We start from the raw sequence: 22,857 nt of genomic DNA, 5'->3' as shown, positions 1-22,857 counted from the left end.
TTTGTCGACTACAAACGAAGTTATCGGATTATTACCCGCAGGGGGACAGGCGACGCGCATTAGCCCTCTGCCATGCAGTAAAGAGTTATATCCTATTGGCTTCCGTACTGTGGGAAACCCGCCCACCACGCGGCCCAAAGTAGTTTGCCACTATTTACTGGAAAAGATGCAATTGGCAGGCATCAGCAAAGGTTATGTGATCGTGCGTCCCGGTAAGTGGGATATTCCTGCCTATCTGGGAGATGGCAGTTTGGTGGGGATGAATCTGGGATACCTGACGCAGGGGTTGCCCTATGGTGCACCCTTTACGCTGGATCAGGCCTATCCCTTTGTGAAGCATGCGCGGGTGGCAATTGGTTTTCCCGATATTCTGTTTCAGCCCGATGACGCCTTCTCTCGCTTGCTGGCCCGTCAGTCTGCGACGGAGGCAGATGTCGTAGTTGGCGTTTTACCCTTTGAAAATCCTCGCAAAGGCGGCATGGTGGATTTTGACGAAGCAGGCCGGGTTCGCTCCATTATTGAAAAGCCTGAGCAAAGTGATTCCTGCTATAGCTGGTGCATTGCGGTCTGGACGCCTGCCTTCACGGAGTTTATGCATGAGTATCTGGAAACGCGACTGCTCCAACAACTGGGGGGCGATCGCACCCTCTTAGAACAGGTACGACAGGAAGGCCACCAGACAAAGGCATTACCCAAGTTTGAAATTCCCATGGGGGATGTGATTCATGCAGCGATCGCCCACGATCTCCGCGTTGAAGCTGAAATCCTGCCAGGTCCGGGTTATCTCGATATTGGCACGCCCAATGATTTAATGCGTGCGGTGCGGGATTATGCCCAGCCTGCCCCAGAGCAATCGGCTACTCCTGTCTTGCCACAAACCTCCTCCATACCCTCCAGTTCCAATTAGAATTGCACCATGACGCCAACCAATAGCCTTCCCAGTCTTGATGTTTCCGAGTTGGAGCGACAGCTTAGCTCCTCGGATGTAGGACAAGCCCTGCATCAATTAATGACTCGGCTTTATCCCATCTGCCGCAGCATTACGGGAAACGGGGTACGAGAAACCCTATCCATTCTTCAGGAATCTATTCCACTGACGGTACACGAAGTGCCCAGTGGAACAGAGGTGTTTGACTGGACAGTTCCGAAGGAATGGAACATTCGTGATGCCTATATCAAGAACTCCAAGGGAGAGAAGGTCGTTGATTTTAAGAATTGCAATTTGCACGTCTTAAACTACAGCGTACCCATTCATCAAACCGTCAGTCTGGATGAACTCAGGCCCCACTTATTTACGCTTCCGGATTACCCGGAGTGGATTCCTTATAGAACGTCTTATTACAAGGAAAATTGGGGTTTTTGTTTAAGTCATAATCAGTATTTGTCATTACAAGATGATAGCTATGAGGTCTATATTGATTCATCCTTGGAGGATGGTCATTTAACCTATGGGGAATACTACATCCCTGGGGAAAGCCGCGAAGAGGTGCTGATTTCCTGCCACACCTGCCACCCTTCCCTGGTGAATGATAATCTTTCGGGTATTTCCATTGCGGTATTTCTGGCACAACAGCTGAGCCAGCGACCGCCCCACTATTCCTACCGTTTTCTCTTTATCCCAGGAACCATTGGCTCCATCACCTGGTTAGCGCTCAATGAAGCTAAAGTTGCCAATATCAAACATGGGTTGGTGTTGACCTGTATTGGAGATTCAGGCAAGTTCACCTATAAAAAGAGCCGCCGTGGAGAGACGACGATTGATCAGATTGCAGCTTATGTGCTTGAGCAATCGGGGCATCCTTTCGAAATCACTGATTTCATTCCCTACGGTTATGATGAGCGGCAGTATTGTTCACCTGGGTTCAACTTAGCGGTCGGTTGCATGATGCGATCGCCTCACGCCACTTTCCCTGAATACCATACGTCCGCTGACAATCTACAGTTTGTCACCCCCGAGAATTTGGCCACCTCTTTTTCGGTTTGCGCTACGGTTTTGCAAGTGCTCGATCAGGACCGGATTTATCTGAACCAGAATCCCAAGTGTGAACCTCGGTTGGGTAAACGCGGTCTCTATCGTAATGTCGCAGGGCAGGCAGAAGCCCAACTGAATGAGATGGCGTTGTTGTGGGTACTGAACTTATCCGACGGAAGCTATAGCTTGTTGGATATTGCACAGCGATCGCAACTGCCCTTTGACACCATCAAGCAGGCGGCAGATGCTTTGCTCCAGGTGGGTCTGCTGGTTGAGGTGTAAGAACCCCTGGTAGAAGGTTGAGTTTTCACGCTCGCAGCGCCCAAAAATTCAACCTTTTCATCAAACAGATTCAACGGGTTTTAAGTGGTTAAAAAGGATGCCTCTATGACGAACACATTGGATTCCCTGTCACAACAACGCATTTTGGTGACAGGAGCCAGTGGTTTTTTGGGATCTCACCTGTGCGATCGCCTCAGTCAGTTAGGGGCTGAAGTTCATGCTCTATCCCGCACCCCGAAGCAGGATAGTGGCTCTCTGCGTTGGTGGCAGTCCAACCTGGAAAGCCTGGAGGAGGTCCAGCAACTCTTCCGGACCCTCAAACCCGATCTCGTATTTCACCTATCCGGATATGCAACGGGCGCGGCAGATCTGAAGCAGGTGCTTCCCACGTTCCACAGCCAGCTTGTCAGTAAAATCAATCTTTTAATGGCAGCTACGGAATTGGGGTGCCAGCGGCTCGTTTTTACAGCTTCCTTAGAGGAGCCACAATCCGAAGCAGGGGAGATCACACCCGCTTCTCCCTATGCCGCATCGAAATGGGCTGGGGGTGCTTACTCCCGGATGTTCCATAAGCTCTATCAGACCCCCGTTGTGCTGGCCCGTCCCTTTATGACTTACGGTCCCCGGCAAAACGCCAATAAGATTATCCCCTCAGTCACACTGTCCCTTCTACGAGGCGAAGCACCCCGGCTGGGTAGTGGCTTGCGCCTGGTGGATTGGATTTATGTTGATGACGTGATTGATGGTTTTTTGGCGATCGCCCACACCCCCGGCATCGAAGGCTTAACCTTTGATCTGGGCTCTGGGGATTTAGTCTCCATCCGTGCTGTTGTGGAACAGTTGGTGGCACACGTCGACCCTCGTATCCAGCCACAGTTTGGTGCATTGCCCGATCGCCCCGTCGAAACGGTGCGAACCGCAGATACTGCCTTTGCTTATGCAAAGCTAGATTGGAAACCTGCTACGTCTCTAACAGATGGTTTGGCACAAACGGTTGCCTGGTATCGCGATCATGCAGGATATTAGGGAGGTTTAGCGAGTGATAGTCATACAGCGACTTCTACAGAATTTAGAACAGGTTTCGTATTCCCCTGCTTCTGAGTAGCAATACTCTCTATTCGAACTATCTACTTTGGACGTTTAGCCTCGCTATTACGAAGGTTCTCACCCATAATGCCTTTCTATCTTTTATCAGGATTACTCGTTCTCATTACCGTTGCACTGAATACCCTGGCTCAAGCCTTGTTGAAACTGGGTTCAGGACAAAATCCTGTAAACCCCTACTTATTGGGTGGCATTCTAGCCTATGGGTTGAGTACAGTTTTTTATATCGCTGTTTTAGGCAAATTCAATTTGTCCGTTGCCTATCCCATCATTATCGGATTAACGGTTCTATCAACAACGGTAACTGGGGCTTTCCTGCTGGGCGAAAAGGTTGCAACCGTTCATTGGCTTGGCATTGGATTGATGCTGAGTGGCATATCTGCGATCGCCGCTGGAACAAAATAGGCTAGTACGCTGAGGCGTAAATATATAACCTATTTGTCTGTGGGGATGCTTCGCACCCCCACAGACAAATAGGTCACGGACTAGGCTGTAGCCTACTAGGGTCTGCTCTGAAGGTGAGTTTTTTGGGCGTGAAGCGCCCAAAAAACTCACAGGCAACTTTCAGATATATCCAAAGATGGGAGGTGTGTTGTGCACCTCTCATCTTTTAGCTTGATGCAAAAGTTTGTTGTTTAAAAAGTTTTCAAATGTTTTTTGAAACACTTGTAACAAAATTCAGGTTGTGAGATCGTAATAAGTAGATAAATACGGTAAGCCGACCGAGTTACCGGAAAATACAATTATCCACGAGAGCCTCTATGACATCCCTGCAACTGTTGGCCCAAGACCTGGGGGATATTCATTCACCTGTTAGTCAAAAAACTCGTCGTCCCTTAAAAACTCGCTGGCATTATGGGCGAGGTTATGTCGTCATTGCAGCGATCGCCCCTTTTGTTCTGATAAGTCTTTTGATGGTTCATCTACACTCACTGGGCCAGCAGTGGACTAGCTCCCTGGAGCGCTGGGTTAGTGCCAAGCGGTGAGCGCCTCATCGTCGTAAACACATGGAATAAAGACATGCTGAATGATATTCAGGGACTTCCAGTCTCAACGGATTCTCCTGAAGCGATCGCCGCTGTCAATGCATACATCGAGCAATCGCTTCAGTATGGCCGTGACGCAGAAACGGTTATCCTTAAAGGCATTGAGGCTGATCCGCAGTGTGCGATCGCGCATGCCTATGCAGCCGCTTACTACCTCAGCCAGGAGAATCATCTGGATCGGGTGCAGGCCATTCTCCATATCCGGCAGGCTCAGCGTCATTTACACAAACTTTCCCGACGGGAGCAATTGTTTATTGGAGCAATTACGGCCTGGTCGAACGGTAATATTGAGCAGGCGATCGCCTACCATGAAGCCCTGGCCCAGGCTTTCCCCCAAGATTTGTTGTCAGTGCAACAGGGGCAGTATCACTACTTTTATCAGGGAGATAGCGATCGCCTCCTGCGCATTGCTGAAGCAGCGTTACCCTTTTACGAAACCCAGCCGTTACTGCCCTATCTTTACGGAATGATCGCCTTTGGTTTAGAGCAATGCCACCAGATGGAACAGGCAGAAGCCATGGGGCGGTTTGCAACCCAACTACACGCTCAGAATCCCTGGGCCCACCACGCCGTCGCTCATGTACTCGAAGCCCAGGGTCGCCACTCCGAGGGTGCTGCCTGGATGGAGTCTGTGGCGGAGAGTTGGAAGCATTGCAACTCGATGCTGTACACCCATAATTGGTGGCATGTTGCCCTGTTTTATCTAGCTCAGGGTGATGCTCAAACTGTTCTAAAACTTTACGACCAGCATGTTTGGGGTGGTGCGCGTCAACATTCACCGAAAGATCAGGTAGGTGCTGTTTCCCTCCTGTTGCGGCTGGAATTGCTTGGAGCAGATGTGGGCGATCGCTGGGATGCCCTGGCACAGCATCTCCGCGCCCGTGTCTCGGAGCATGCATTGCCATTTCAAGATTTGCATTACGTTTATGGTCTGGCTCGGGGAAATGAACTTGCTCTGGCAGAAACAATGGTGCAAGATATGGCACGCTATGCTCAAACCCTTAATCCAGCGCATAAACATCTCTGGCTTACCCTGGCCCTTCCTGCCGCTCAAGGAATTCTGTTTTACGCTAAGCGTAATTGGGGACGAGCGATCGCCTATCTTCAACCCGTACTACCCCACCTCTATCAATTGGGTGGCAGTCATACCCAACGGCTTCTTTTCCAGCAGCTTTACCAACATGCTTTAATGCAGCAAAATAGCGGTAATCCAAGAATTCAAGTATCCAATCATTTAATTGCAGCGAAGCGATGAAGGCGATCGTTCTCATCGGCTGATCACTGCAATGGTTAGTCGCTCAACTCAATGAAACATAAAATCCAAAAGGCTACGCCGCTCATATCGTGGGTGGCGTAGCTCATCTGCTGATAGCGTGTATCTGTTGTGAATTAATTTGGTTTCACCTTTCAACAATATTCTGGACAGTTTTTGTGAAACCCTTGATTTTGCGTGCGTGAAGCGCACGCAAAATCAAGGGTTTCACAAAAACTGTCCGAACTAATGCTTTCAAGATACTGATGATTGAATCAGGTAACTTTCCATTTCATGTGCGGTTGTGTATATTTCCAAAATTGGCTTATAGAAATTCGAATCTACGGGCACAAAGCGTTGAATTTTAGCTTGCTCTATCTGTTCTCGGAGAATGACATCGGGTTCTAAAAGAACTGTTTGAATAGCTTGGATGACTTGCTCCCCAAGCCTTTGTGAAACGGCGATCGGTGGCATTGGTGAAGGGCCAAGGGAGGTAATCACACGCAATTGTTTTGCAAGTTCGGGTTTATCTTGAATGGCTTGTTCCAGAACGGTACTATCAATGGCTGCACAATCTGCTTTTCCTTCAACAATCCATTGAAGCGATCGCCCATGAGAACCGGACTGTATTACCTGCCGGAAAAAGCCCTGCACCTGCCCCTGTTTTAGTAACTCATAACGCATCAAGTTATAACCACTGTTCGATCCTAAATCGTTGTAGCAGAAAGTAGTTCCTGCCAGATCTTCCCATGTGTGCAATGCACAGTCGGCTCGCACAACCACATCGGAAAAATAAATTGGATTGTTCTCATACCGTTCTGCTTGCATCACAGGGGCAACCAGAGGTTTTAGTTGATGGGGGGCAGTTTGCCCAAAGCGCATCAGAGGCAGGCCACAAATGAAGAGAAGGTCGTAGCGATCGCTCTCCAAATCGGGATCATCTAACGGATCAAACTCCCCCTGGGCAATGTGTACATCCACCCTCAAGCTACGCTGCAAAGCATCGCTGACAGCCTTATAGAACCAGAATAGATTTGGAGCCAGGTAGGAAACGAGCCGCATTTGTTTACATTCATGCATCACAAACTTCTGTACCGCTAGGGTCTGCTTTAAAGGTCAGTTAGGCATGTGAAATCAAAGATTCGAGTATTACACACAAGAATGTGCAGGAGAGGGTCTTTAGAACCGCTCCTGCACAAGCATCCGATGAAATTCTTAAATCTCGTAGTGCCAGTGCTTCGACTCTTGCGCTAATACTAACTGACGGGATAAACGGTAAATCAAACCTTCCTCTTCAAAGCGCCCTAGTAGGCGGGTAACCGTAACCCGGGTCAAGCCGCAGAGGTCGGCTAAATCTTGATGGGTCAACCGCACATTGATCAAGCAACCCCGCTCGATTTGCTGACCAAAGCGACAGGCCAACCACTTCAAAACTCCTTGTAGCACTGCATCAGCCCGTCGATTGGCACGAATGAGTAGCAATGCTTCAGTTTGCTGCCAATAACTCAGCAGTACATCTGCTGGAGGTTGCCATTCTGTTGCAGTAATGGGTTCTACCTGAACGCTGGAGATTGTTTCGATAATCAACGGTTGCGCCATCGAGAGTGGCTCACCGACTACGTCACCCGCGCCCCAAATACCCAGGGTAACAACGCTGCCATCCTCTAAATAACAGATAGACCGAACGACACCTGACTTGATCAACCAGTACAGATCCTTCTTAAGGGGCAACGATGTTCGGCTAGAGAACATCTTGCTTGGCGCAGCGACGGGCAACGAAAGGATTGGGTTGGCTTGTGTTTCAGTCAATGCGCTCATTCTGGTTAGCCTATATCTGGTTGGGGTAAGCCTATTTCTGCCTATGATGGCATATAACAAAACAAAGTTCAATCAAGATTGTATTCAAATTGAATTGCAATGCAACTGAAATTAAGATGATCGTAAATAAGCGGCCTGGCGCACTTTGTGCGCAAAAACAATACGTTTAGCTAAATAGGCCTGGCGTAAAAGACTTGGATCTCTGGTTTTTCTAAAATGGTCGTAAAACTATTTCTTGCTTTTCTTAAATCAGTGTGATAATTTGCACAGGAATCCTCTAAATACTGAAAGTCAATCGACTTATAGGGGATTCAGGTTTTTCCAGGTTTCTTCTGATAGCTGTAAACTTTCTAGGATGCTCAGTAAAAACCTAAATGACATCTCTTGCTCCAGCCATACTTTTATGCGCAAGCGCGTATTAACGATGGCAATCTAGCTCGCCGCTTACGCTACTCACCATTCTCAAACTGGCTAGAAAGTTGTCTGGTTATAGAAATCTGGTGGAGTAGAACTGCCTGGAATGGTGAGGCTCATGGCGAAGCAGTGATATACGGGGTAAAGCAACTTTTTTCAGAAGTGGAAGTATTGGGTACTCGTTTCTTCGGCTGCAACCTATTGCCTTAATGAGCCAGACCCGCTAGTTAACCAAAACATTTGGTTAATCAGTTTAGCCAGAGTTTGGCTAGCTTTTTCCTTTGGAGGCTGTGTACTTATGAGCTTTTCATCCTTCGATACTAAGCAATTGACCGGTCGTATCGGAGCCGAAATTTTAGGGCTGAATCTGAGCGCTAACCTTAGTGATGAAGTCATTGCTGAAATTCGTGAGGCTCTGGTCCGTTACAAGGTGATTTTCTTTCGTAACCAAACCCTAGATGGGCCAGGGCAAATTGCCTTTGCTCGTCGATTTGGTGAATTGACGAAAGGCCATCCCACTCTGCCCACGGTTACGGATCAACCCGAGATCCTTGACCTTGACTATGGGCGTACCGCAACCCGCGCCAACAATTGGCATACAGACGTGACCTTTGTGGATCGGCCGCCCCTAGGTTCTATCTTGCGTACCCTTGAGCTTCCGTCTACCGGAGGCGATACCTTGTGGGCGAATACTGTTGCCGCTTATCAAGATTTGCCTGCTCCCCTACGGGCACTGGCCGATCAACTTTGGGCTGTTCATACCAATGACTACGACTATATAGAGACTGCCAGTACGCTCTCAGAAGCAGAAGCCAGCGAGTATCACAAAACATTTATTTCAACCCTTTATGAAACCCTTCATCCGGTCGTGCGGGTGCATCCAGAGTCGGGTGAGCGTGGCCTGTTTATTGGTGGGTTTGCCCAGAAAATTCAGGGTTTCTCAAGTAGTGAATCAGCAGACCTGCTTCGGATGTTTCAAAGCTATGTGACGCGCCCTGAAAATACAGTGCGCTGGCATTGGCAACTGGGGGATGTAGCTTTCTGGGATAACCGCTCGACGCAGCATTATGCTACCTATGATTATGACGGGCAATTGCGGCGGGTACAACGGGTGACCATTGCAGGCGACGTTCCGTTTGGCATTGATGGCAAGCGTAGCCATGCTATCAAAGGCAACTCTGCGGCTTATACTCCATCTGTTGCAACATAATTCACCTTGTCCTGGATATTGATGTTCCGTGGGCAAAGCGTACGGAACATCAACTTCTCTAAAAAGTTCTAAGGAGGTTTCCAACAATGAAATTACCCCCAGGATGTTGGTGCTTTGCCCGCGAAGCGGGCAAAGCACCAACATCCTGGGTAGATTCTTATGCAGAAACCTCCTAAAACACATGAGTGCTGTTTTGGGTGTGTAGGTGTTTGTTGTAAGAAGGGTGCTCAGTTCCCCTCTTACAACAAACATCTATCCTCAGTAGATCGCAAATTCTCTCAAAATCCAACAAAAAGGCACGCTTCACACGCCTCTTCTTTGGGTTTTGGGTGCTTTAAGCTGCAAAGCGCTCAAAGCACCCGTTTGTGATCTACTGCTCCTGGGATTTGGAAAAGAACCTCTATGTTAAACTCCGCCTCACTTCAAGAGAGGGAGATGTGAGTAAAGCTTATACCTCCCCCTCCGGATGTTTAGAGTTGTTGACCGAAAGAGCGATCGCTCCGACAACGAACTGAGACTTGCGGACAAAGTCTAGACTCCATCGTAAGATTTCTTGCTTTTGATGCAAATTTCAAATGATTTACAATGCAATTTTGCATAAAATTTAAAGCAATGCAAATCTATATCTGCTCTATTTTGATGCCTGGAATGATAAAATCCGGTAAATACGTCGAGTTGTCGTAGATTTAATGAATGAGTTGCCCAAAATTGGTAAATTAGGCTCAACTGAGCCTAATTCCCTTAGCGTCGGTTATCCTTCCCTGCTAAAACGCTTGCGGGGTAGCTTCTTCTTTGTGGTAGGGTATTTGCTTTCGCCCCTCTCCTGGTGGAATGACATTTTTTTCAATCTGCCGGTCGCTTATGGAGTGGGTTGCTTAGTGAGCATCTTTTTCCCTCATCTATTCTTGCCAGCGGCGATCGCAGGCTACTGGCTCTCCAATGTTTTAGGCATCCTATTAATGCAAATGGGCCTTATCGATGTGGTGCAAGGGGAGGCAAAAGAACGCAATTTTAAGAAGGAATTGCTGACGGGTGTAGCCTCTTCGACGGTCTACACCCTTTTTATTTTGGGCCTCATCCACTTCCACATTTTGGAAACCCCACAGTTCGCTTTTGAGAATGGCGGGTTGGATCTAAAGGCATGGCTACCGTTTTGGGGCGATCGATAACTTCTATCTCTACTTCTTGTTTGTGCCTCTAGCTTTCTCTTCGTAATGTGCCAATTCCTGTAAGCCGTTGAATATCGCGTTAGTAGGAGTTGGTCATCAACCGTTCACCCTTCCCACCCCATGAACTATCTGCTCCTTTCCTCACTCAGTTTTATCGTTGGTATCGTGGTTGGGCTGACCGGTATTGGCGGAGCCTCTCTCATTACACCCATGCTAATTCTGGTGTTTCAGGTACCGCCCTCTGTTGCCATTAGCTCTGACGTGGTAGCTGCAACCTTAATGAAGGTGGTTGGAGGCATCAAGCACTGGCGGCAGCAGACTCTGGATATCCCCTCGGTTAAATGGTTGGCTTTTGGGAGTGTACCTGGTTCTTTGATAGGGGTTGGGCTGTTGCATAGGTTACGGCAGTCAGGCTTTAATCTGGATGCGATTTTACTGCGCTTACTTGGCTTCGCCATTTTAATGATTACTCTGGTGGCCCTGGTGCAGTTAATTCTGAAGATGATAGCTCCGTCTCTACGGCTCCCCACTTTACCCAAGCTAGATTTGCAGACTGGTAAGGGTCGGGTGATCGCTATCTTCATTGGAGCCATCCTCGGCTGTATTGTGGGCATGACCAGTGTTTCATCGGGTTCCATGTTTGCCCTCGTGCTGATTGCCCTGTTCCAGTTGAATGCTCAGAAGTTGGTCGGTACCGATTTGACCCAGGCCGCTATCTTGCTGAGCGTGACCTCTCTGGGGCATCTGACTCTGGGTACTGTGGATTGGAACATTGTCATTCCGATTTGGGTTGGCTCTATCCCCGGTGTGCTTTTAGGAGCAAAGCTATGCCAAATCGCTCCTCAGAGGGTGTTACGATTTGCGATTTACGTCATTTTAGTAATGGTGAGTTGGAAACTGGCCCATACCGCATGACTCGTTTGACAAGTTTCTCCAAATTTCTCAAGCTCTGGTTTCAGGCGAACGGGCGATCGCTCCTCTACCTGATTTTGGGAGTCTACATTCCGCTGCAAATCTTCGCGGTACTGGCCCTTAAAATATGGGGTCTTGAAGGTGGATTATCCTGGGATGTGACATTGATTACGGCTATCCATCAATCCGCTGATGCAAGTCTAGATCGGGCGGCTTCATGGCTCACTCATTTGGGATCGGCAAAAATTGTTGCACCGTTTACCCTAACCCTGGTGCCTATCTTGGTGGTGCAGAAGCGGTGGCGATCGCTCATCTACCTCGTCATGACCTTGGGAGGCGGAGGTGCTTTGAATGTGGTTGCCAAAACGATATGGCGACGTGCCCGCCCGAGTCTCTGGGAAGGAAGCTATCCGATACCCTCTGATTTTTCTTTTCCTAGCGGCCATGCTATGACGAGCTTTCTTCTGGTCACAGCTCTGACAATTTTGACCTGGAAGACTCGTTGGAACCCGTTGGTCATCATTTTAGGGGTGGTTTACGTAGTGACGATTGCGTGGACTCGGGTTTACCTTGGGGTGCATTACCCCAGCGATATTGTGGCGGGTTGGATGCTGGCTCTGGCATGGGCGATCGGTATTAGTGTGCTGGTAAAACCGATGCTGTCTCCTTCTAAAGTCAAGGGGGAGGCACCCCATCATTAATTAGGGATGTTAATGGCTGTATTGGATGAAGCATGACATTTTTTGCCTAGCACGTAGATGCTTTTGATAATGTCAGCAATTCTCAGTATGGAATCAGGTCCAAAAGCCGCTTACCGAAGGCAAGCGGCTTTTGGGCTTCAAAGCCAAGATTGCGCACCCGTCGGGCGCGCAATCTTGGCTTTGAAGCTCATAATGAGAACTGCTGTGATTATGTAAAATATCCTGACACTGAAATTACTTTGTGCACACTTAAGAAATACGTCTAAACTAATAAAAAGAACAGAGCTAAATAAATACAACCGTCTCATCTCGTTGTAAAACGTTTTTCTGGCTCAAAGATTAGCCTTTCAACCGGGTTCTTGGAGATTTGATATTAGCTGTCAAAAGCGATAAGTAGATCAACTCAATTAAGCATAAAATCCTCAAAGGCTGTGCCACCTGTTTTGCAGGCGGCACAGCTTTTGGAGATTTTATGCTTAATTTCGCCCACTTACTGATTAGACCATTTACAGTAATAGAGCTGTGTTCTAGCTATAAGCTCTCTCAATGAGGAGTAGGGGTATGGGTCGCACGATCAACTCAAATAGTAACTACCGTAAATTGATGCGTTGGTTGTTTGAGGAAGATAGGCATACCAAGGAAGGCCCCTACCCCAAAGAGCATTCACATCCAACTCATATTTGGTGGCAGGTCATGTGCCTGACAGGGGTTGATTATTTTTCAACATTGGGCTATCAGCCTGGTATTGCAGCCCTGGCGGCAGGTTCTCTTTCCCCACTAGCGACTTTAATTCTGGTGCTCTTGACCCTATTTGGCGCACTCCCGATCTATCGGCAGATCGCGGCTCAAAGTCCTCGTGGGGAAGGTTCAATTGCCATGCTGGAGCATCTCCTTCCCTGGTGGCAAGGGAAGTTTTTTGTCCTGTGTTTATTGGGGTTTGTTGCGACAGATTTCATTATTACCATGACGCTTTCAGCCGCGGATGCTACCGCTCATATTCTTGAAAATCCTCTGGCACCAAGCTTTCTGGAGGGGCAGGCGATCGCCATCACCCTCGTTCTCATTACCTTACTGGGAGCTGTATTTCTCAAAGGATTTCAGGAGGCGATCGGCTTGGCCGTTTTCCTGGTCGGTGTGTACTTATTGCTCAATCTCATCACAATCGGGGTGGGTGTGTCCCACATCCTGTCACAACCTGCTGTCATTACAGACTGGCAGCATGCTCTGCTGACCAGCCATAGTAATCCGTTAACCATGATAGGGATAGCTGTTCTGCTATTTCCAAAACTGGCTCTTGGCTTGTCGGGTTTCGAAACGGGGGTTGTCGTGATGCCGTTGGTTAGAGGAAGCGGCAGTGATACGGAGGAATACCCAACAGGACGTATCCGCAATACTCGAAAGTTACTGACTACAGCGGCACTCATTATGAGTTTTTTCCTGCTGAGCAGTAGCCTGGTGACTACACTACTGATTCCACCCGCAGAATTTAAAACAGGTGGTGAGGCCAGTGGTCGTGCTCTAGCCTATATTGCCCACCATTACCTGGGAAGCGCTTTTGGTACAATCTATGACTTGAGCACGATCGCCATTCTATGGTTTGCAGGCGCTTCTGCGATGGCGGGATTGTTAAACATTGTGCCCCGCTACTTACCTCGATATGGCATGGCACCAAACTGGACACGAGCAACGCGACCGCTCGTTTTGGTCTACACTACTATTGCTTTTGTTGTCACCATCCTTTTCAAGGCAAACGTAGAAGCACAGGGAGGAGCTTACGCTACAGGAGTATTGGTACTCATGACTTCTGCGGCATTAGCGGTAACGTTATCATCTCGTCGCCAGAATGCACGACGAGCGGCCTTGACTTATAGTGCAATTACCTTAGTTTTTGTTTATACAACGATTACCAATATTATTGAGCGACCTGAAGGGATTAGAATTGCGGGCTTTTTCATTGGAACGATTGTTGTTACCTCTCTGGTTTCACGGGTATGGCGATCAACCGAGTTGCGGGTGGAACAGGTCGATATGGATGAAACGGCTCGCTGCTTTATTGCCGAAGCAAGCCAAAACACAATACGGTTGATTGCTAATCGCCTGAATGCTGGGGATGAGGATGAATATTCCTTTAAGGAGAAGGAAGTACGGGAAGACAATCATATTCCAGCCACAGAGCCTGTTCTATTTCTAGAAATTCAGATTGCTGACGCATCCGATTTTGCAGAGGTTATCCGGGTTAGGGGTGTTACGGTTGGAGAATATCGTATTTTGCGAGCTGAGAGTGCTTCGGTTCCCAATGCGATCGCCGCCATTCTCCTCTATGCTCGCGACCAAACTGGTCAATTGCCTCATGCCTATTTTGGTTGGGTAGAAGGCAATCCCATTCAATACTTGTTGCGCTTCATTTTGTTTGGAGAAGGAGATATTGCGGTTGTGACCCGCGAAGTGCTGCGAAAAGCTGAACCCGATCCTGAATTGCGACCTGCAATTCATGTTGGAGGCTAACAATTGTGCCATGTTAAACGCTATTCAAAACGTTGCCTAAATATATGCCCCTAATAAGCTATAGATGAGGCCACTCATCACTAGAGACGTGATCAGAAGATATTTGAAGTCGCGCTTTGAGATAAAAAATAGCAGTGACAAGACAACGCGAAGAACAGGGGTCGCGATTAGAATGAGTAACCCAAACTGAATCATCCCTCGTCCCCGACCGGATAAAACGGCGTCTACAATGCCGGAAGGGTTGCAAAATGCTGCAGGTTCACCATGAAAAATTTGATAATCAACGGGTTCCATTCCATGGCGGATTAAGTAGAGAATGCCACCCAGGAAGACAGTAATACTGGCGAGCCATACGCCATAGCGCAATAGGTTACTAATCCACAACCCCAATTTTTGGTCGCGCGATCGCCCTTCCACTGGTACGGCTGGGTAATCCTGACAGCTTACTGACAGGTCCGCAATCACGTCGGAGGAGGAAGGCTTGAGTGCTACGGAAATGCTCTGAACTTGATCTAGGGGGGGATTCATCGTCACACTCCTCCGAACGCGTTATAAACCATCTTGAAGGACATCACAACCAAAACAACACTAAAGACGACCCGCAATACACTTACCTTCGTCCCCATCAATACTTTCGCTCCCAACAGGGCTCCCGGAAATACCCCTAGCATGACGGGCATTGCAAGACCCGGATCAATATAGCCCCGAGACAGGTAAACTCCAGCAGATACGGCAGCGGTGACCCCAATGGTGAAGCTACTGGTGGTCGTCGATACCTTGAAGGGGAGCCGCATGACCTGATCCATGGCCAAAACTTTGAGCGCACCGGAGCCGATACCCAGCAGCCCCGATAGTACCCCTGCCACAGACATGAGACTGAAGCCCAGAGGAACAGAATACACTTGATAAGCCATTTGCCCATCTGGCGTTGGATAGGTACTACTAAGCTGCAACTCATCAGTGAGGGGATCCGCAGCCTGATCCGCGATCGCTTCCTCACGCGACTGTTGGGCCAGATAAGCAGAGTACAGCAGCACGATCGCTAACACCAGGGTCAAGAGCTTAACGGATATCATCGTGGCTAGCATGGCCCCAACGATCGCGCCGATGGTTGTTGCGACTTCCAGAAACATGCCCAACCGCAAGTTGGTATACCCTTGCCGAATGTAAGTTGCTGCAGCTCCACAGGAGGTGGCAATGACGGAAACCAAGGATGCACCTATGGCATAGCGAATATCTACCCCAAATACAGAGGTCAACAATGGCACGATTACCACGCCGCCCCCCAATCCGGTGAGGGCTCCCAGAAACCCTGCCAGGAACGACCCCACCCATACTAATAAAGAGAACTCTAGAACGTTCAGATGCCAACTCCTGGGTAATAAATCTAATTTTCTTGGAGGATTGCCGAAATGGGTATGTTTGACAACACTCTTTAACAGTCTGTAGACGGTTTTAGCCACCGGGTGTCTTGCAGACACCCGGTGGCTTCGTTTTTAATCTAACGGTGCTGCAGGAATCGTAGCCAAATCAGCCTGTGCCAGATCGGGAATTTCCCAATTCACATCACCAGCCTTGAAAACACCAGCCGGGGGAACATTCAGTTCAATGACGCCCGTATCAGGATTTTCGTTTAAAACCAGCTGAGTACCACTGAGGACTTTGACGGCGGCAGCACGGCCTGCATCTAAACCATCCACTTTGGCATCGTTAGGCACGTACAGGCCACTGCAAGCCCAATCATCATCCGTTTCTTCGCCTGCGGGCAGGAGATAGAGAACCTGCTCAAATTGGGAGGTGGATTTCTTGCCAGGAGTGCCGTAGACGGCAACGGGTTGGGTCGTATCATTCCGGCAAATGGTATCTTTGCCGGTTTCCATGATGTATTTCTGGTATTGCAAGGTAGTAATTTTTTGATCTGCATCTGCCAGGGTTATGCCTTTGGGAAGGGTATTCGTTTCCTTGGCCTGGAGCAGATTGGTGAGGGCGTTGGTGATCTCAACGTAGTCTGGATTTTCCGTCAGAGGAGGGCGATCGGCGAGGGCCGGACGCACTACCAGTAAGTTGACGAAACAGAGAAGGGCAATCAGTAAAACTTTGAGAACTTTCATCACAGTTTCCTTCACTACAACAGAACAGAATAACTATGCAAAACCGAATAGCCGATAGGTCTGGTTTTCAATCAAAATATACAAGCCCAGACCAATGAGTATGAAGGGAACGAGCCAATGGCTATAACGGGTAAGTACATGGGCGATCGCTGGAAAACGGGCTAGGCGATAAGCAATTCCACACCACACGGCAATTAATGCAAAAAACACGCTCAGGGTTATGCCTAGAGTCACCAGATTTGAACTGGCGAAGAGTGGAACATAAATGCCAATGTTGTCTCCTCCATTGGCTACGGTGACAGCGGCGACACCGTAGGTCTGGGGGTCAATGAGGTTGACTAATCTCCCTAGAAATGAGCGTTTGATAAGGGCCGGTTCTAGCTCACAGGCCACTCCCTGTACATCTGCCTCATCGTCCTCAGAGCTCAGCAACTGCTTGGTGCCAATGATGATGGGGAGAATTCCCAACAGTCCGATCCATTCCTGAGAAATTAACATCCCACCGAAGAATCCGGGGAGGCTTGCCAGGATGAGTGCCACAAATCCGAGATATTGGCCGATGACGATGTGATGGGGGCGAAAGGTTGTATTAGCCTGCGCGAAAAACAACATCAAAATTAGAATGTCATCGATATTTGTGGCAACAAATGCAGCGGCAGCGGTGATGATAGCTTGAGCAATCCAGCCCATGATTAAATCTAACGCGTCATAACATCTCCTTAATTTTCCTTGACTTTGGGTACTGAAAGCGCCAGAGTTCGTCCTGCACTGCGAAACAGGTGCAAAATGCAGAACCCGCTAATAACCAGGGTTAGTACTGCTAAGCCGCGATTTTCCAGGGTGTGGCTATCAAGCAGAATGAGGATGCCCAAGCCAATGAGGACGAAGGGGACGAGCTGATTACCGTAATAGGTGAGAGACTCGGCGATCGCAGGCACTTGGGTTAACCGATAGGCGGTGAAACACCATACACCTACCAGAGTGAAGAAGACTGCCAGAATTACCATGAGGCTAGCTCCCTGGCTACTGGCAAAGAGTGGAACATAAATGCCAATGTTGTCTCCACCATTAGCAAAGGTCACGGCTGCAACGCTGTAGGACTGGGGTGAGAGCAGGCTGCCCATCCACGAGTTTTGGGTGGTGGGAAAAATGTCTTCCTCGTCTTCCTCAACGTCAGCGCATATCAGACGGCTGGCCCCAATCGCGATAGGGACGATGCCTAACATGCCAATCCAGGGACGTGGCAGCAGCATGCTACCAAAAAAACCGGGAAGGCTGATGGCAACCAGAGCCGCGAAGCCGAGATACTGCCCAGCAACGATGTGTCGCCGCCGAAACAGACTGTTTACCTGGGAGAAAAACAGAAGCAGGATTAAGATGTCGTCTAGATTCGTAGCCGTAAAGGCTGTAAAACCTGTTGAGATGGCTTTTAGTAAGTCAGGCATCGTTTCACTTCTCAATCATCGTGCGGTGTTGGAAAAGAGGTGGATTCGCCCATAACGGAGGGTACGGTTACCGCCTCAAAGGCAAATCGCTCGTGGATCTCGTCAATGCGGCTTGCGATTATACCCACCAGCCGTGGGTAACGGATCCGTTGGATCATGAACCATCCACAGGTCACTGCGAGATAGCTCAGAAACAGGTAAGGGAATAAGTTGTAGGGGGCTTCTGGAACGGGGAATAGGCGGCTACCGGGAATGCCAATGCTTCCCAAAATGGGCAATCCCATGAAGGCAATCCCCAACACTGAAAATAGGACATCGCGCGATCGCAACACGTTCAACCGCAGTAGATAAACTGGAGCTGCAATCGAGATCAAGACATAAACGGTGAGGAAGCCGTAGCTGGCGATCGCTCCCAAATATCCCATAGTGGCAAACAAGGGCACATGAGCCATTGCCAACACCGCAGGTACCAAAAACATCAGCACGGAACAAACTGTAACGGCTACATGAGGTGTGCGATTAAAGGTATGGGATTCCCCTAACATGGAGGGAAACAACCCGTGGCGTGCCATCGTAAAACAGATCCGAGCTGCTGGATTAATGCTTCCCAGGACACAGGCAAAGAAGCTGAACAAGGCACTGATGGTGACTAAATCGCCCAGGAAACCCAGGCCGATGTGGTGTGCCAAGAAGCCTAAAGGTTCCTCAGTTGTAGCAATATCCACACCGGCCTTATGAAATCCGAGAACTTCGATATAGGCAGTCGACATGAAGAACAACCCGGCCATAATGGCACTGCCCATGACGGCTCGAGGAATGGTTCGCAATGGATCCTTTGCTTCATCTCCCAAGGAAGTTGGGCTTTCAAAGCCTGAAAAGGCAAAGAGCACGAGTACCAATCCCATAGCGATCCCACCGGGTGTTACGTCATGTAATGCCAACTGGGACCAATCCAGGGCAAACCCGGTGTGTGCCCAAATCAGAAAGCCCAGTCCTAGAATGAGTGCAATGGATAGGCCTTCCATCCATAGCATGGCTATGGCTGAAAGCTGCACATCTTTGTAGGCGGCGTACCAGGCAATAACAGCGCCAATGGTGAGCCAGGTAATGGGAGCTAAGTGGATTCCCAGGTAGCTCAGCAACACATCACTGAAATTGGCAAAGCCGCAGAGCACTGACATTCCCGTAAATAAATAGGCCAGGACCAAACTCCAGCCGCACATCACTCCGGCGGTTGGTCCCAACCCTTTGGCAATATAGGAGTAGAGAGAACCTGGCGAAGCCGAACGGCTAGCAAATTGATTGATATTAATGCTGACAAACAGCAATCCCACTAGCCCTATTAAAAAGCTAAGCCAGGTGCCATTGCCCGCCAGAGCCACAACCAGGCCGATGTTAGAGGCGGGAATTGTGGTGGGTGCAATCACTGCAAACGATTGCGCCAAAACTTCACCAAAGGGAAGGCATTCTGGTTTTAAGCCATGGGCACTGCGAGTTGCTGTTATCGGTAAATCACTAGACATCAGGCAAATCTCAGTTAATGGAACGTCGTGCGGAGCGCGAATGGCTTTACCGCCTTAAATAGGCCGCCCCAAAGCACGCGGGTTAGTTGCTCGGCAAGGATTTTGCAAAGAGCACAATTTCAATCTATGGAGACATACCGATAGAATCAAATACTCTTTCTTGTCGAGATGATAAATTGAATTTATTCAAGCCTTAGAAACCAAAATTTAATGAGCTTTTCAAGTCATGAGGAAATTATCAAAGGCGCACCAGCAAGGCTTCTGAGATTTCCGCATTCTCCCACCGGAAAACTGTATTATTAAATGTGTTTTTTTAATGACAAAGTTAAAGCGCTATTAAATTGTAGTTGTAGAGTCTGAAAAATGGCTTTTCTATGTCTTTCCAAGAAAACTACTTTGGTGTTAAGGAATAGGAGGATGAAACAGAATGTAAAACTATAATCTAAAGTTCTATTTCATACCCTTATTCATTCTGTATGACGTTAATTCTTAGCTTTCAGGAAGTAGAAAAATTACTTCCTGAGTTCTACAACCGCAGCAATTGCTGTTTGAATTTAGCTCCATAGGAATCGTTTATTCAATAATCTGTGCTTCTTTTTGTGGGAGTAGCAGTGAGACCACCACTCCTACAAAAAGAAGCACAGATTGTTTTATGGATACCCTATAGAAATTAACTTAAATGTTTAAAGGGTTTGCCAAAAAACTTGAAATTCATTACAACATTTTTTCGAGTTGATAGATACAAGAAATGGGTGTGTAGCAGAGCTCTATATTTATCTCTTGTGCCTAATTTTAATGTTGGTAGCTACAGAAAAGATTATTTTCTCGTAGGTGAAACACACGAGAAAATAATCTTTTCTGTAGAGCAAGTATAGTGTAATTCAAACAGCAATTCTCAGTATGGGCATCAAAGCCAAGAGTTCACGCCCGTAGGGCGTGAACTCTTGGCTTTGATGCCCGAAAACCGCGCGCCAAAGGCGCGCGGTTTTCGGGCCTAATTTCAAAATGAGAATTGCTGTAATTCAAATTTAAGTTTTGCAAGAGACTGAATGTCCGTCTATAATCTCCTCAATGAAGTTCCAGCGTTAATGGGATGAGCAAAATTATGTTCATCCGGTGAAAGAGGATCAAACCTTGGCCCTGAGTCGCTCCGGGTTGAACCACAAAGATGTGTACAGCTATGGCGGTTTTTTGCTGAGCTTGGTTTGGCAAAGATTTGGCATAGATGTTGTACGTATACAACACCTATAGCGGTCCTCATCACATTTATCCCAGTGGTTAAGGAGCCTTACTCGAAAGGCTTAAGCGTCGTGGAACCGTAACGAATGACCCTTGAACAACTCCGAATTTTTTTGGCGGTGGTTAAACATCGTCACTTTACCCGTGCGGCGGAAGAGCTTTATATTACACAGCCAGCGGTGAGTGCAGCTATCAATACTCTGGAGAAAGAGTATGGAGTCAAGCTCTTTCACCGTATTGGTCGGCATATTGAAATTACCGAAGCTGGGAAGTTTCTGGAACTGGAGGCCCAAAAGATCCTGGATCAAGTGATTTTGACGGAGCGGGGTCTACGGGAACTAAACAACCTGAAGCGAGGAGAAGTGCGCTTAGGCTCCAGCTTGACCATTGGCAATTACTGGCTACCCAATTGGATTAGCCAGTTTAAGCAAAAACATCCTGGTATTGCAGTGACATGTACTTTGGGGAATGCCGAGGAGATTGGTGAGGGTACTGTGTCAGGGAGGTTTGACCTGGGCCTGGTAACGGGTAGTGTCAAAGCGTCGCTACAAAGCACGCTCAAGCAGGATGAGGTAGGGAGCGATCGCATCCAGATTGTCGTAGGCCGTTCTCACCCCTGGTACAAACGCGGCACCATTGTTGTTGATGAGTTGCGCGAAACTTCCTGGGTGATGCGGGAGTCGGGTTCTGGTGTGCAGCAGGTATTTGAGGACATGCTCAGACACCTGGGCATTGAACCTTCTAAACTTCAGGTAGAACTCATCTTGAACAGCAGTGAGATGGTGAAATCTGTCGTAGAGGGAGGCCTGGGTGCTGCTGCTGTGTCTGAGTTGATGCTGCAAAAGGAACTGAAACTGGGTACGTTGCGAGCTATTAAGGTGTTGCATCTACCAGCCGAGCGCGGTAATCGCGTGCTGGATATTATCCAACCCGTACTGATGGTGTGGCATCGGGAACGGTTTCAGAGCCGGGCGGCGATCGCCTTCCAAGAACTTCTGCTACGGGACAACCATCAACGCCGGGGAGAACCGGACACATCTGCGGCTTGCTGAAGTAGCGCGTTGATGTCTAACACTTTGTTGGTGTCATTGCCCATCACCAGAGGGAGGCTGCCATTCCACTTGTCGATGGCCTGCTTTTGTAGTAATTCGGAAGTGAGGGTTTCTTTGAGCAAACGCTGGGCTTCGGCTTCGCCCCGCGCTAAATTGACCTTGGCTTCTGCTTCTTTGGATGCTTTCAGAGCGACAAATTCCGCGCGTTTTGCATCCTGCTCAGCAATTTGTTTGGCTTCAACGGCATCACTAAAGCGGTTCGTAAAATGAACATGGACAAGGGAAATATCATCTACGTCTATGTAATAGGGTTTTAAGCGGGTTGTGAGCAATTCATCCACTCCAGATTTCACTTCTCCGCGCCGGGTAATGATTTCTTCTGCGGTGTATTTTGCCATCACGGCTTTCAGCACTTCCTCAACAGCCGGATTGATGATGCGCAACACGATCGCCTGCTCATCCCCCACCTCTTGAAATACCCGGTTCGCCTGCGGCGGGTTGATATGCCAGTTCAGGGCAACATCGGTGTAGACCTCCTGCAAATCTTTAGAGGATGCTTCTGCAGAGATCTCCTGGCTTTGCACCCGCACGCTAAGCTTCTGCACCGTATCTACGAGTGGGATGATGACATGGATACCTTCATCAAGAACCGGCTCCTGCACCTTCCCGAATCGCATCCAAACGCCACGTTCTCCGGCACTGACGATGACAAAAAAGCTAGAGAGAAACAGCAGCGCTAGTAATGTAAAAAAAATATTTCTGGCAGCATTAAAATCACGTTTTGAACGAGAACTAATGTTGCGTTGGGTGATTTGATCTGGCGTTTCCAGAACCATACTTGCTAAGAACGCGGGTTTCCATATAACCCTGCATCATAACGCACAAGCACCTGTGTTCCCATGCATGGATGTTGTAATCCAGCAATTCTCAGTATGGAATTAGGCCCGAAAACCGCTTGCCTTCGGCAAGCGGTTTTCGGGTTTCAAAGCCAAGATTGCGCGCCCGACGGGCGCGCAATCTTGGCTTTGAAGCTCATAACGAGAACCGCTGGTTGTAATCGCAGCAGTTCTCCTTTTGGTAGGATCCGTTTAGGATCGAGCGC

General features: G+C 48.5%; 21 protein-coding genes. 12 read left to right on the top strand and 9 right to left on the bottom strand.

What is annotated here, in order from left to right:
- The first annotated feature begins 1 nt into the window (after position 1).
- The 6 genes from NDI52_RS15020 to NDI52_RS14995 all read left to right on the top strand — a co-directional run bounded on the left by NDI52_RS15020 (position 2) and on the right by NDI52_RS14995 (position 5,659).
- Positions 2-907, top strand: a complete 906-nt coding sequence (locus NDI52_RS15020) for a sugar phosphate nucleotidyltransferase (protein WP_242035633.1) — start codon at positions 2-4, stop codon at positions 905-907.
- Positions 908-916: 9 nt separating this feature from the next.
- Entirely contained in the window at positions 917-2,254 is a 1,338-nt protein-coding gene (locus tag NDI52_RS15015; protein ID WP_190773829.1) for a DUF4910 domain-containing protein, read from the top strand.
- Between the two features lie 105 nt (positions 2,255-2,359).
- A complete protein-coding gene (locus NDI52_RS15010) occupies positions 2,360-3,280 on the top strand; it encodes an NAD-dependent epimerase/dehydratase family protein (RefSeq protein WP_190773830.1) in 921 nt (306 codons plus the stop codon).
- Between the two features lie 147 nt (positions 3,281-3,427).
- Positions 3,428-3,763 carry an SMR family transporter gene (locus NDI52_RS15005; protein ID WP_190773831.1) on the top strand — a complete coding sequence of 112 codons (336 nt, stop codon included), beginning with the start codon at positions 3,428-3,430 and terminating at the stop codon, positions 3,761-3,763.
- A 356-nt stretch (positions 3,764-4,119) separates the two neighbouring features.
- The gene (locus NDI52_RS15000) at positions 4,120-4,344 is read left to right on the top strand and encodes a hypothetical protein (protein WP_190773832.1); all 225 of its coding nucleotides are present in this window, start codon (positions 4,120-4,122) and stop codon (positions 4,342-4,344) included.
- Positions 4,345-4,378: 34 nt separating this feature from the next.
- The gene (locus NDI52_RS14995; protein ID WP_190773833.1) at positions 4,379-5,659 is read left to right on the top strand and encodes a tetratricopeptide repeat protein; all 1,281 of its coding nucleotides are present in this window, start codon (positions 4,379-4,381) and stop codon (positions 5,657-5,659) included.
- A 252-nt stretch (positions 5,660-5,911) separates the two neighbouring features.
- Here the strand turns inward: NDI52_RS14995 and NDI52_RS14990 are convergent, their stop codons facing one another.
- Positions 5,912-6,718 (bottom strand): PhnD/SsuA/transferrin family substrate-binding protein, encoded by an 807-nt coding sequence (locus NDI52_RS14990; protein WP_199307638.1) that lies wholly within the window; start codon positions 6,716-6,718, stop codon positions 5,912-5,914.
- Between the two features lie 153 nt (positions 6,719-6,871).
- On the bottom strand, positions 6,872-7,474 hold the full coding sequence (locus tag NDI52_RS14985) for a Crp/Fnr family transcriptional regulator (protein WP_190775493.1): 603 nt from the start codon (positions 7,472-7,474) through the stop codon (positions 6,872-6,874).
- A gap of 712 nt (positions 7,475-8,186) precedes the next feature.
- Between NDI52_RS14985 and NDI52_RS14980 the strand changes: the two genes are divergently transcribed.
- From NDI52_RS14980 to NDI52_RS14960, 5 genes are all read left to right on the top strand, one after another.
- Positions 8,187-9,098: a TauD/TfdA family dioxygenase gene (locus NDI52_RS14980; RefSeq protein ID WP_190775492.1), complete on the top strand. Its 912-nt coding sequence runs from the start codon at positions 8,187-8,189 to the stop codon at positions 9,096-9,098.
- Between the two features lie 689 nt (positions 9,099-9,787).
- Positions 9,788-10,267, top strand: coding sequence for a hypothetical protein (locus NDI52_RS14975; RefSeq protein ID WP_242035634.1), 480 nt, complete (start codon positions 9,788-9,790; stop codon positions 10,265-10,267).
- Positions 10,268-10,387: 120 nt separating this feature from the next.
- Complete coding sequence (locus tag NDI52_RS14970) at positions 10,388-11,182, top strand: sulfite exporter TauE/SafE family protein (RefSeq protein WP_190775491.1); 795 nt, start codon at positions 10,388-10,390, stop codon at positions 11,180-11,182.
- Complete coding sequence (locus NDI52_RS14965; RefSeq protein ID WP_190775490.1) at positions 11,179-11,880, top strand: phosphatase PAP2 family protein; 702 nt, start codon at positions 11,179-11,181, stop codon at positions 11,878-11,880. Before NDI52_RS14970 ends, NDI52_RS14965 begins: the two co-directional genes overlap by 4 nt.
- Positions 11,881-12,441: 561 nt before the next feature.
- On the top strand, positions 12,442-14,385 hold the full coding sequence (locus NDI52_RS14960) for an amino acid transporter (RefSeq protein ID WP_190775489.1): 1,944 nt from the start codon (positions 12,442-12,444) through the stop codon (positions 14,383-14,385).
- 36 nt (positions 14,386-14,421) lie between these two features.
- On the opposite strand, the gene NDI52_RS14955 is transcribed toward NDI52_RS14960, so the two are convergent.
- From NDI52_RS14955 to NDI52_RS14930, 6 genes are all read right to left on the bottom strand, one after another.
- Positions 14,422-14,913, bottom strand: coding sequence for a DUF1634 domain-containing protein (locus tag NDI52_RS14955; protein WP_190775488.1), 492 nt, complete (start codon positions 14,911-14,913; stop codon positions 14,422-14,424).
- Positions 14,914-14,915: 2 nt separating this feature from the next.
- Positions 14,916-15,749 (bottom strand): sulfite exporter TauE/SafE family protein, encoded by an 834-nt coding sequence (locus NDI52_RS14950; protein WP_190775497.1) that lies wholly within the window; start codon positions 15,747-15,749, stop codon positions 14,916-14,918.
- A gap of 132 nt (positions 15,750-15,881) precedes the next feature.
- Positions 15,882-16,496, bottom strand: a complete 615-nt coding sequence (locus NDI52_RS14945; protein WP_190775487.1) for a hypothetical protein — start codon at positions 16,494-16,496, stop codon at positions 15,882-15,884.
- 33 nt (positions 16,497-16,529) lie between these two features.
- Positions 16,530-17,186 (bottom strand): cadmium resistance transporter, encoded by a 657-nt coding sequence (locus tag NDI52_RS14940; RefSeq protein WP_190775486.1) that lies wholly within the window; start codon positions 17,184-17,186, stop codon positions 16,530-16,532.
- A gap of 29 nt (positions 17,187-17,215) precedes the next feature.
- A complete protein-coding gene (locus NDI52_RS14935; protein WP_190775485.1) occupies positions 17,216-17,941 on the bottom strand; it encodes a cadmium resistance transporter in 726 nt (241 codons plus the stop codon).
- A gap of 11 nt (positions 17,942-17,952) precedes the next feature.
- Positions 17,953-19,464, bottom strand: a complete 1,512-nt coding sequence (locus NDI52_RS14930) for an APC family permease (RefSeq protein ID WP_190775484.1) — start codon at positions 19,462-19,464, stop codon at positions 17,953-17,955.
- A 1,325-nt stretch (positions 19,465-20,789) separates the two neighbouring features.
- Here NDI52_RS14930 and NDI52_RS14925 point away from each other — a divergent pair.
- Complete coding sequence (locus tag NDI52_RS14925) at positions 20,790-21,755, top strand: LysR family transcriptional regulator (RefSeq protein ID WP_190775483.1); 966 nt, start codon at positions 20,790-20,792, stop codon at positions 21,753-21,755.
- On the opposite strand, the gene NDI52_RS14920 is transcribed toward NDI52_RS14925, so the two are convergent.
- Positions 21,716-22,591 carry a prohibitin family protein gene (locus NDI52_RS14920; RefSeq protein WP_190775482.1) on the bottom strand — a complete coding sequence of 292 codons (876 nt, stop codon included), beginning with the start codon at positions 22,589-22,591 and terminating at the stop codon, positions 21,716-21,718. The two genes, NDI52_RS14925 and NDI52_RS14920, sit on opposite strands and share 40 nt — an antisense overlap.
- Positions 22,592-22,857 lie beyond the last annotated feature (266 nt).

The sequence above is a fragment of the Leptolyngbya sp. PL-A3 genome, assembly GCF_039962325.1.
Taxonomy (GTDB): Bacteria; Cyanobacteriota; Cyanobacteriia; order Elainellales; family Elainellaceae; genus Vacuolonema.
The sequence above is the reverse complement of the archived record's forward strand: the minus strand, read 5'-3'. Positions and strand labels throughout refer to the sequence as shown.

What these genes read in the sequence shown, in the direction of transcription:
- NDI52_RS14995 (WP_190773833.1), top strand. Translation starts at nt 4,379, where the DNA reads ATGCTGAATGATATTCAGGGACTTCCAGTCTCAACGGATTCTCCTGAA.
- NDI52_RS14960 (WP_190775489.1), top strand. Translation starts at nt 12,442, where the DNA reads ATGGGTCGCACGATCAACTCAAATAGTAACTACCGTAAATTGATGCGT.
- NDI52_RS14965 (WP_190775490.1), top strand. Translation starts at nt 11,179, where the DNA reads ATGACTCGTTTGACAAGTTTCTCCAAATTTCTCAAGCTCTGGTTTCAG.
- NDI52_RS14945 (WP_190775487.1), bottom strand. Translation starts at nt 16,496, where the DNA reads ATGAAAGTTCTCAAAGTTTTACTGATTGCCCTTCTCTGTTTCGTCAAC.
- NDI52_RS15015 (WP_190773829.1), top strand. Translation starts at nt 917, where the DNA reads ATGACGCCAACCAATAGCCTTCCCAGTCTTGATGTTTCCGAGTTGGAG.
- NDI52_RS14935 (WP_190775485.1), bottom strand. Translation starts at nt 17,941, where the DNA reads ATGCCTGACTTACTAAAAGCCATCTCAACAGGTTTTACAGCCTTTACG.
- NDI52_RS15010 (WP_190773830.1), top strand. Translation starts at nt 2,360, where the DNA reads ATGACGAACACATTGGATTCCCTGTCACAACAACGCATTTTGGTGACA.
- NDI52_RS14955 (WP_190775488.1), bottom strand. Translation starts at nt 14,913, where the DNA reads ATGAATCCCCCCCTAGATCAAGTTCAGAGCATTTCCGTAGCACTCAAG.
- NDI52_RS14925 (WP_190775483.1), top strand. Translation starts at nt 20,790, where the DNA reads ATGACCCTTGAACAACTCCGAATTTTTTTGGCGGTGGTTAAACATCGT.
- NDI52_RS15005 (WP_190773831.1), top strand. Translation starts at nt 3,428, where the DNA reads ATGCCTTTCTATCTTTTATCAGGATTACTCGTTCTCATTACCGTTGCA.
- NDI52_RS14920 (WP_190775482.1), bottom strand. Translation starts at nt 22,591, where the DNA reads ATGGTTCTGGAAACGCCAGATCAAATCACCCAACGCAACATTAGTTCT.
- NDI52_RS15000 (WP_190773832.1), top strand. Translation starts at nt 4,120, where the DNA reads ATGACATCCCTGCAACTGTTGGCCCAAGACCTGGGGGATATTCATTCA.
- NDI52_RS14980 (WP_190775492.1), top strand. Translation starts at nt 8,187, where the DNA reads ATGAGCTTTTCATCCTTCGATACTAAGCAATTGACCGGTCGTATCGGA.
- NDI52_RS14975 (WP_242035634.1), top strand. Translation starts at nt 9,788, where the DNA reads ATGAATGAGTTGCCCAAAATTGGTAAATTAGGCTCAACTGAGCCTAAT.
- NDI52_RS14970 (WP_190775491.1), top strand. Translation starts at nt 10,388, where the DNA reads ATGAACTATCTGCTCCTTTCCTCACTCAGTTTTATCGTTGGTATCGTG.
- NDI52_RS14940 (WP_190775486.1), bottom strand. Translation starts at nt 17,186, where the DNA reads ATGGGCTGGATTGCTCAAGCTATCATCACCGCTGCCGCTGCATTTGTT.
- NDI52_RS14985 (WP_190775493.1), bottom strand. Translation starts at nt 7,474, where the DNA reads ATGAGCGCATTGACTGAAACACAAGCCAACCCAATCCTTTCGTTGCCC.
- NDI52_RS14990 (WP_199307638.1), bottom strand. Translation starts at nt 6,718, where the DNA reads ATGCGGCTCGTTTCCTACCTGGCTCCAAATCTATTCTGGTTCTATAAG.
- NDI52_RS14930 (WP_190775484.1), bottom strand. Translation starts at nt 19,464, where the DNA reads ATGTCTAGTGATTTACCGATAACAGCAACTCGCAGTGCCCATGGCTTA.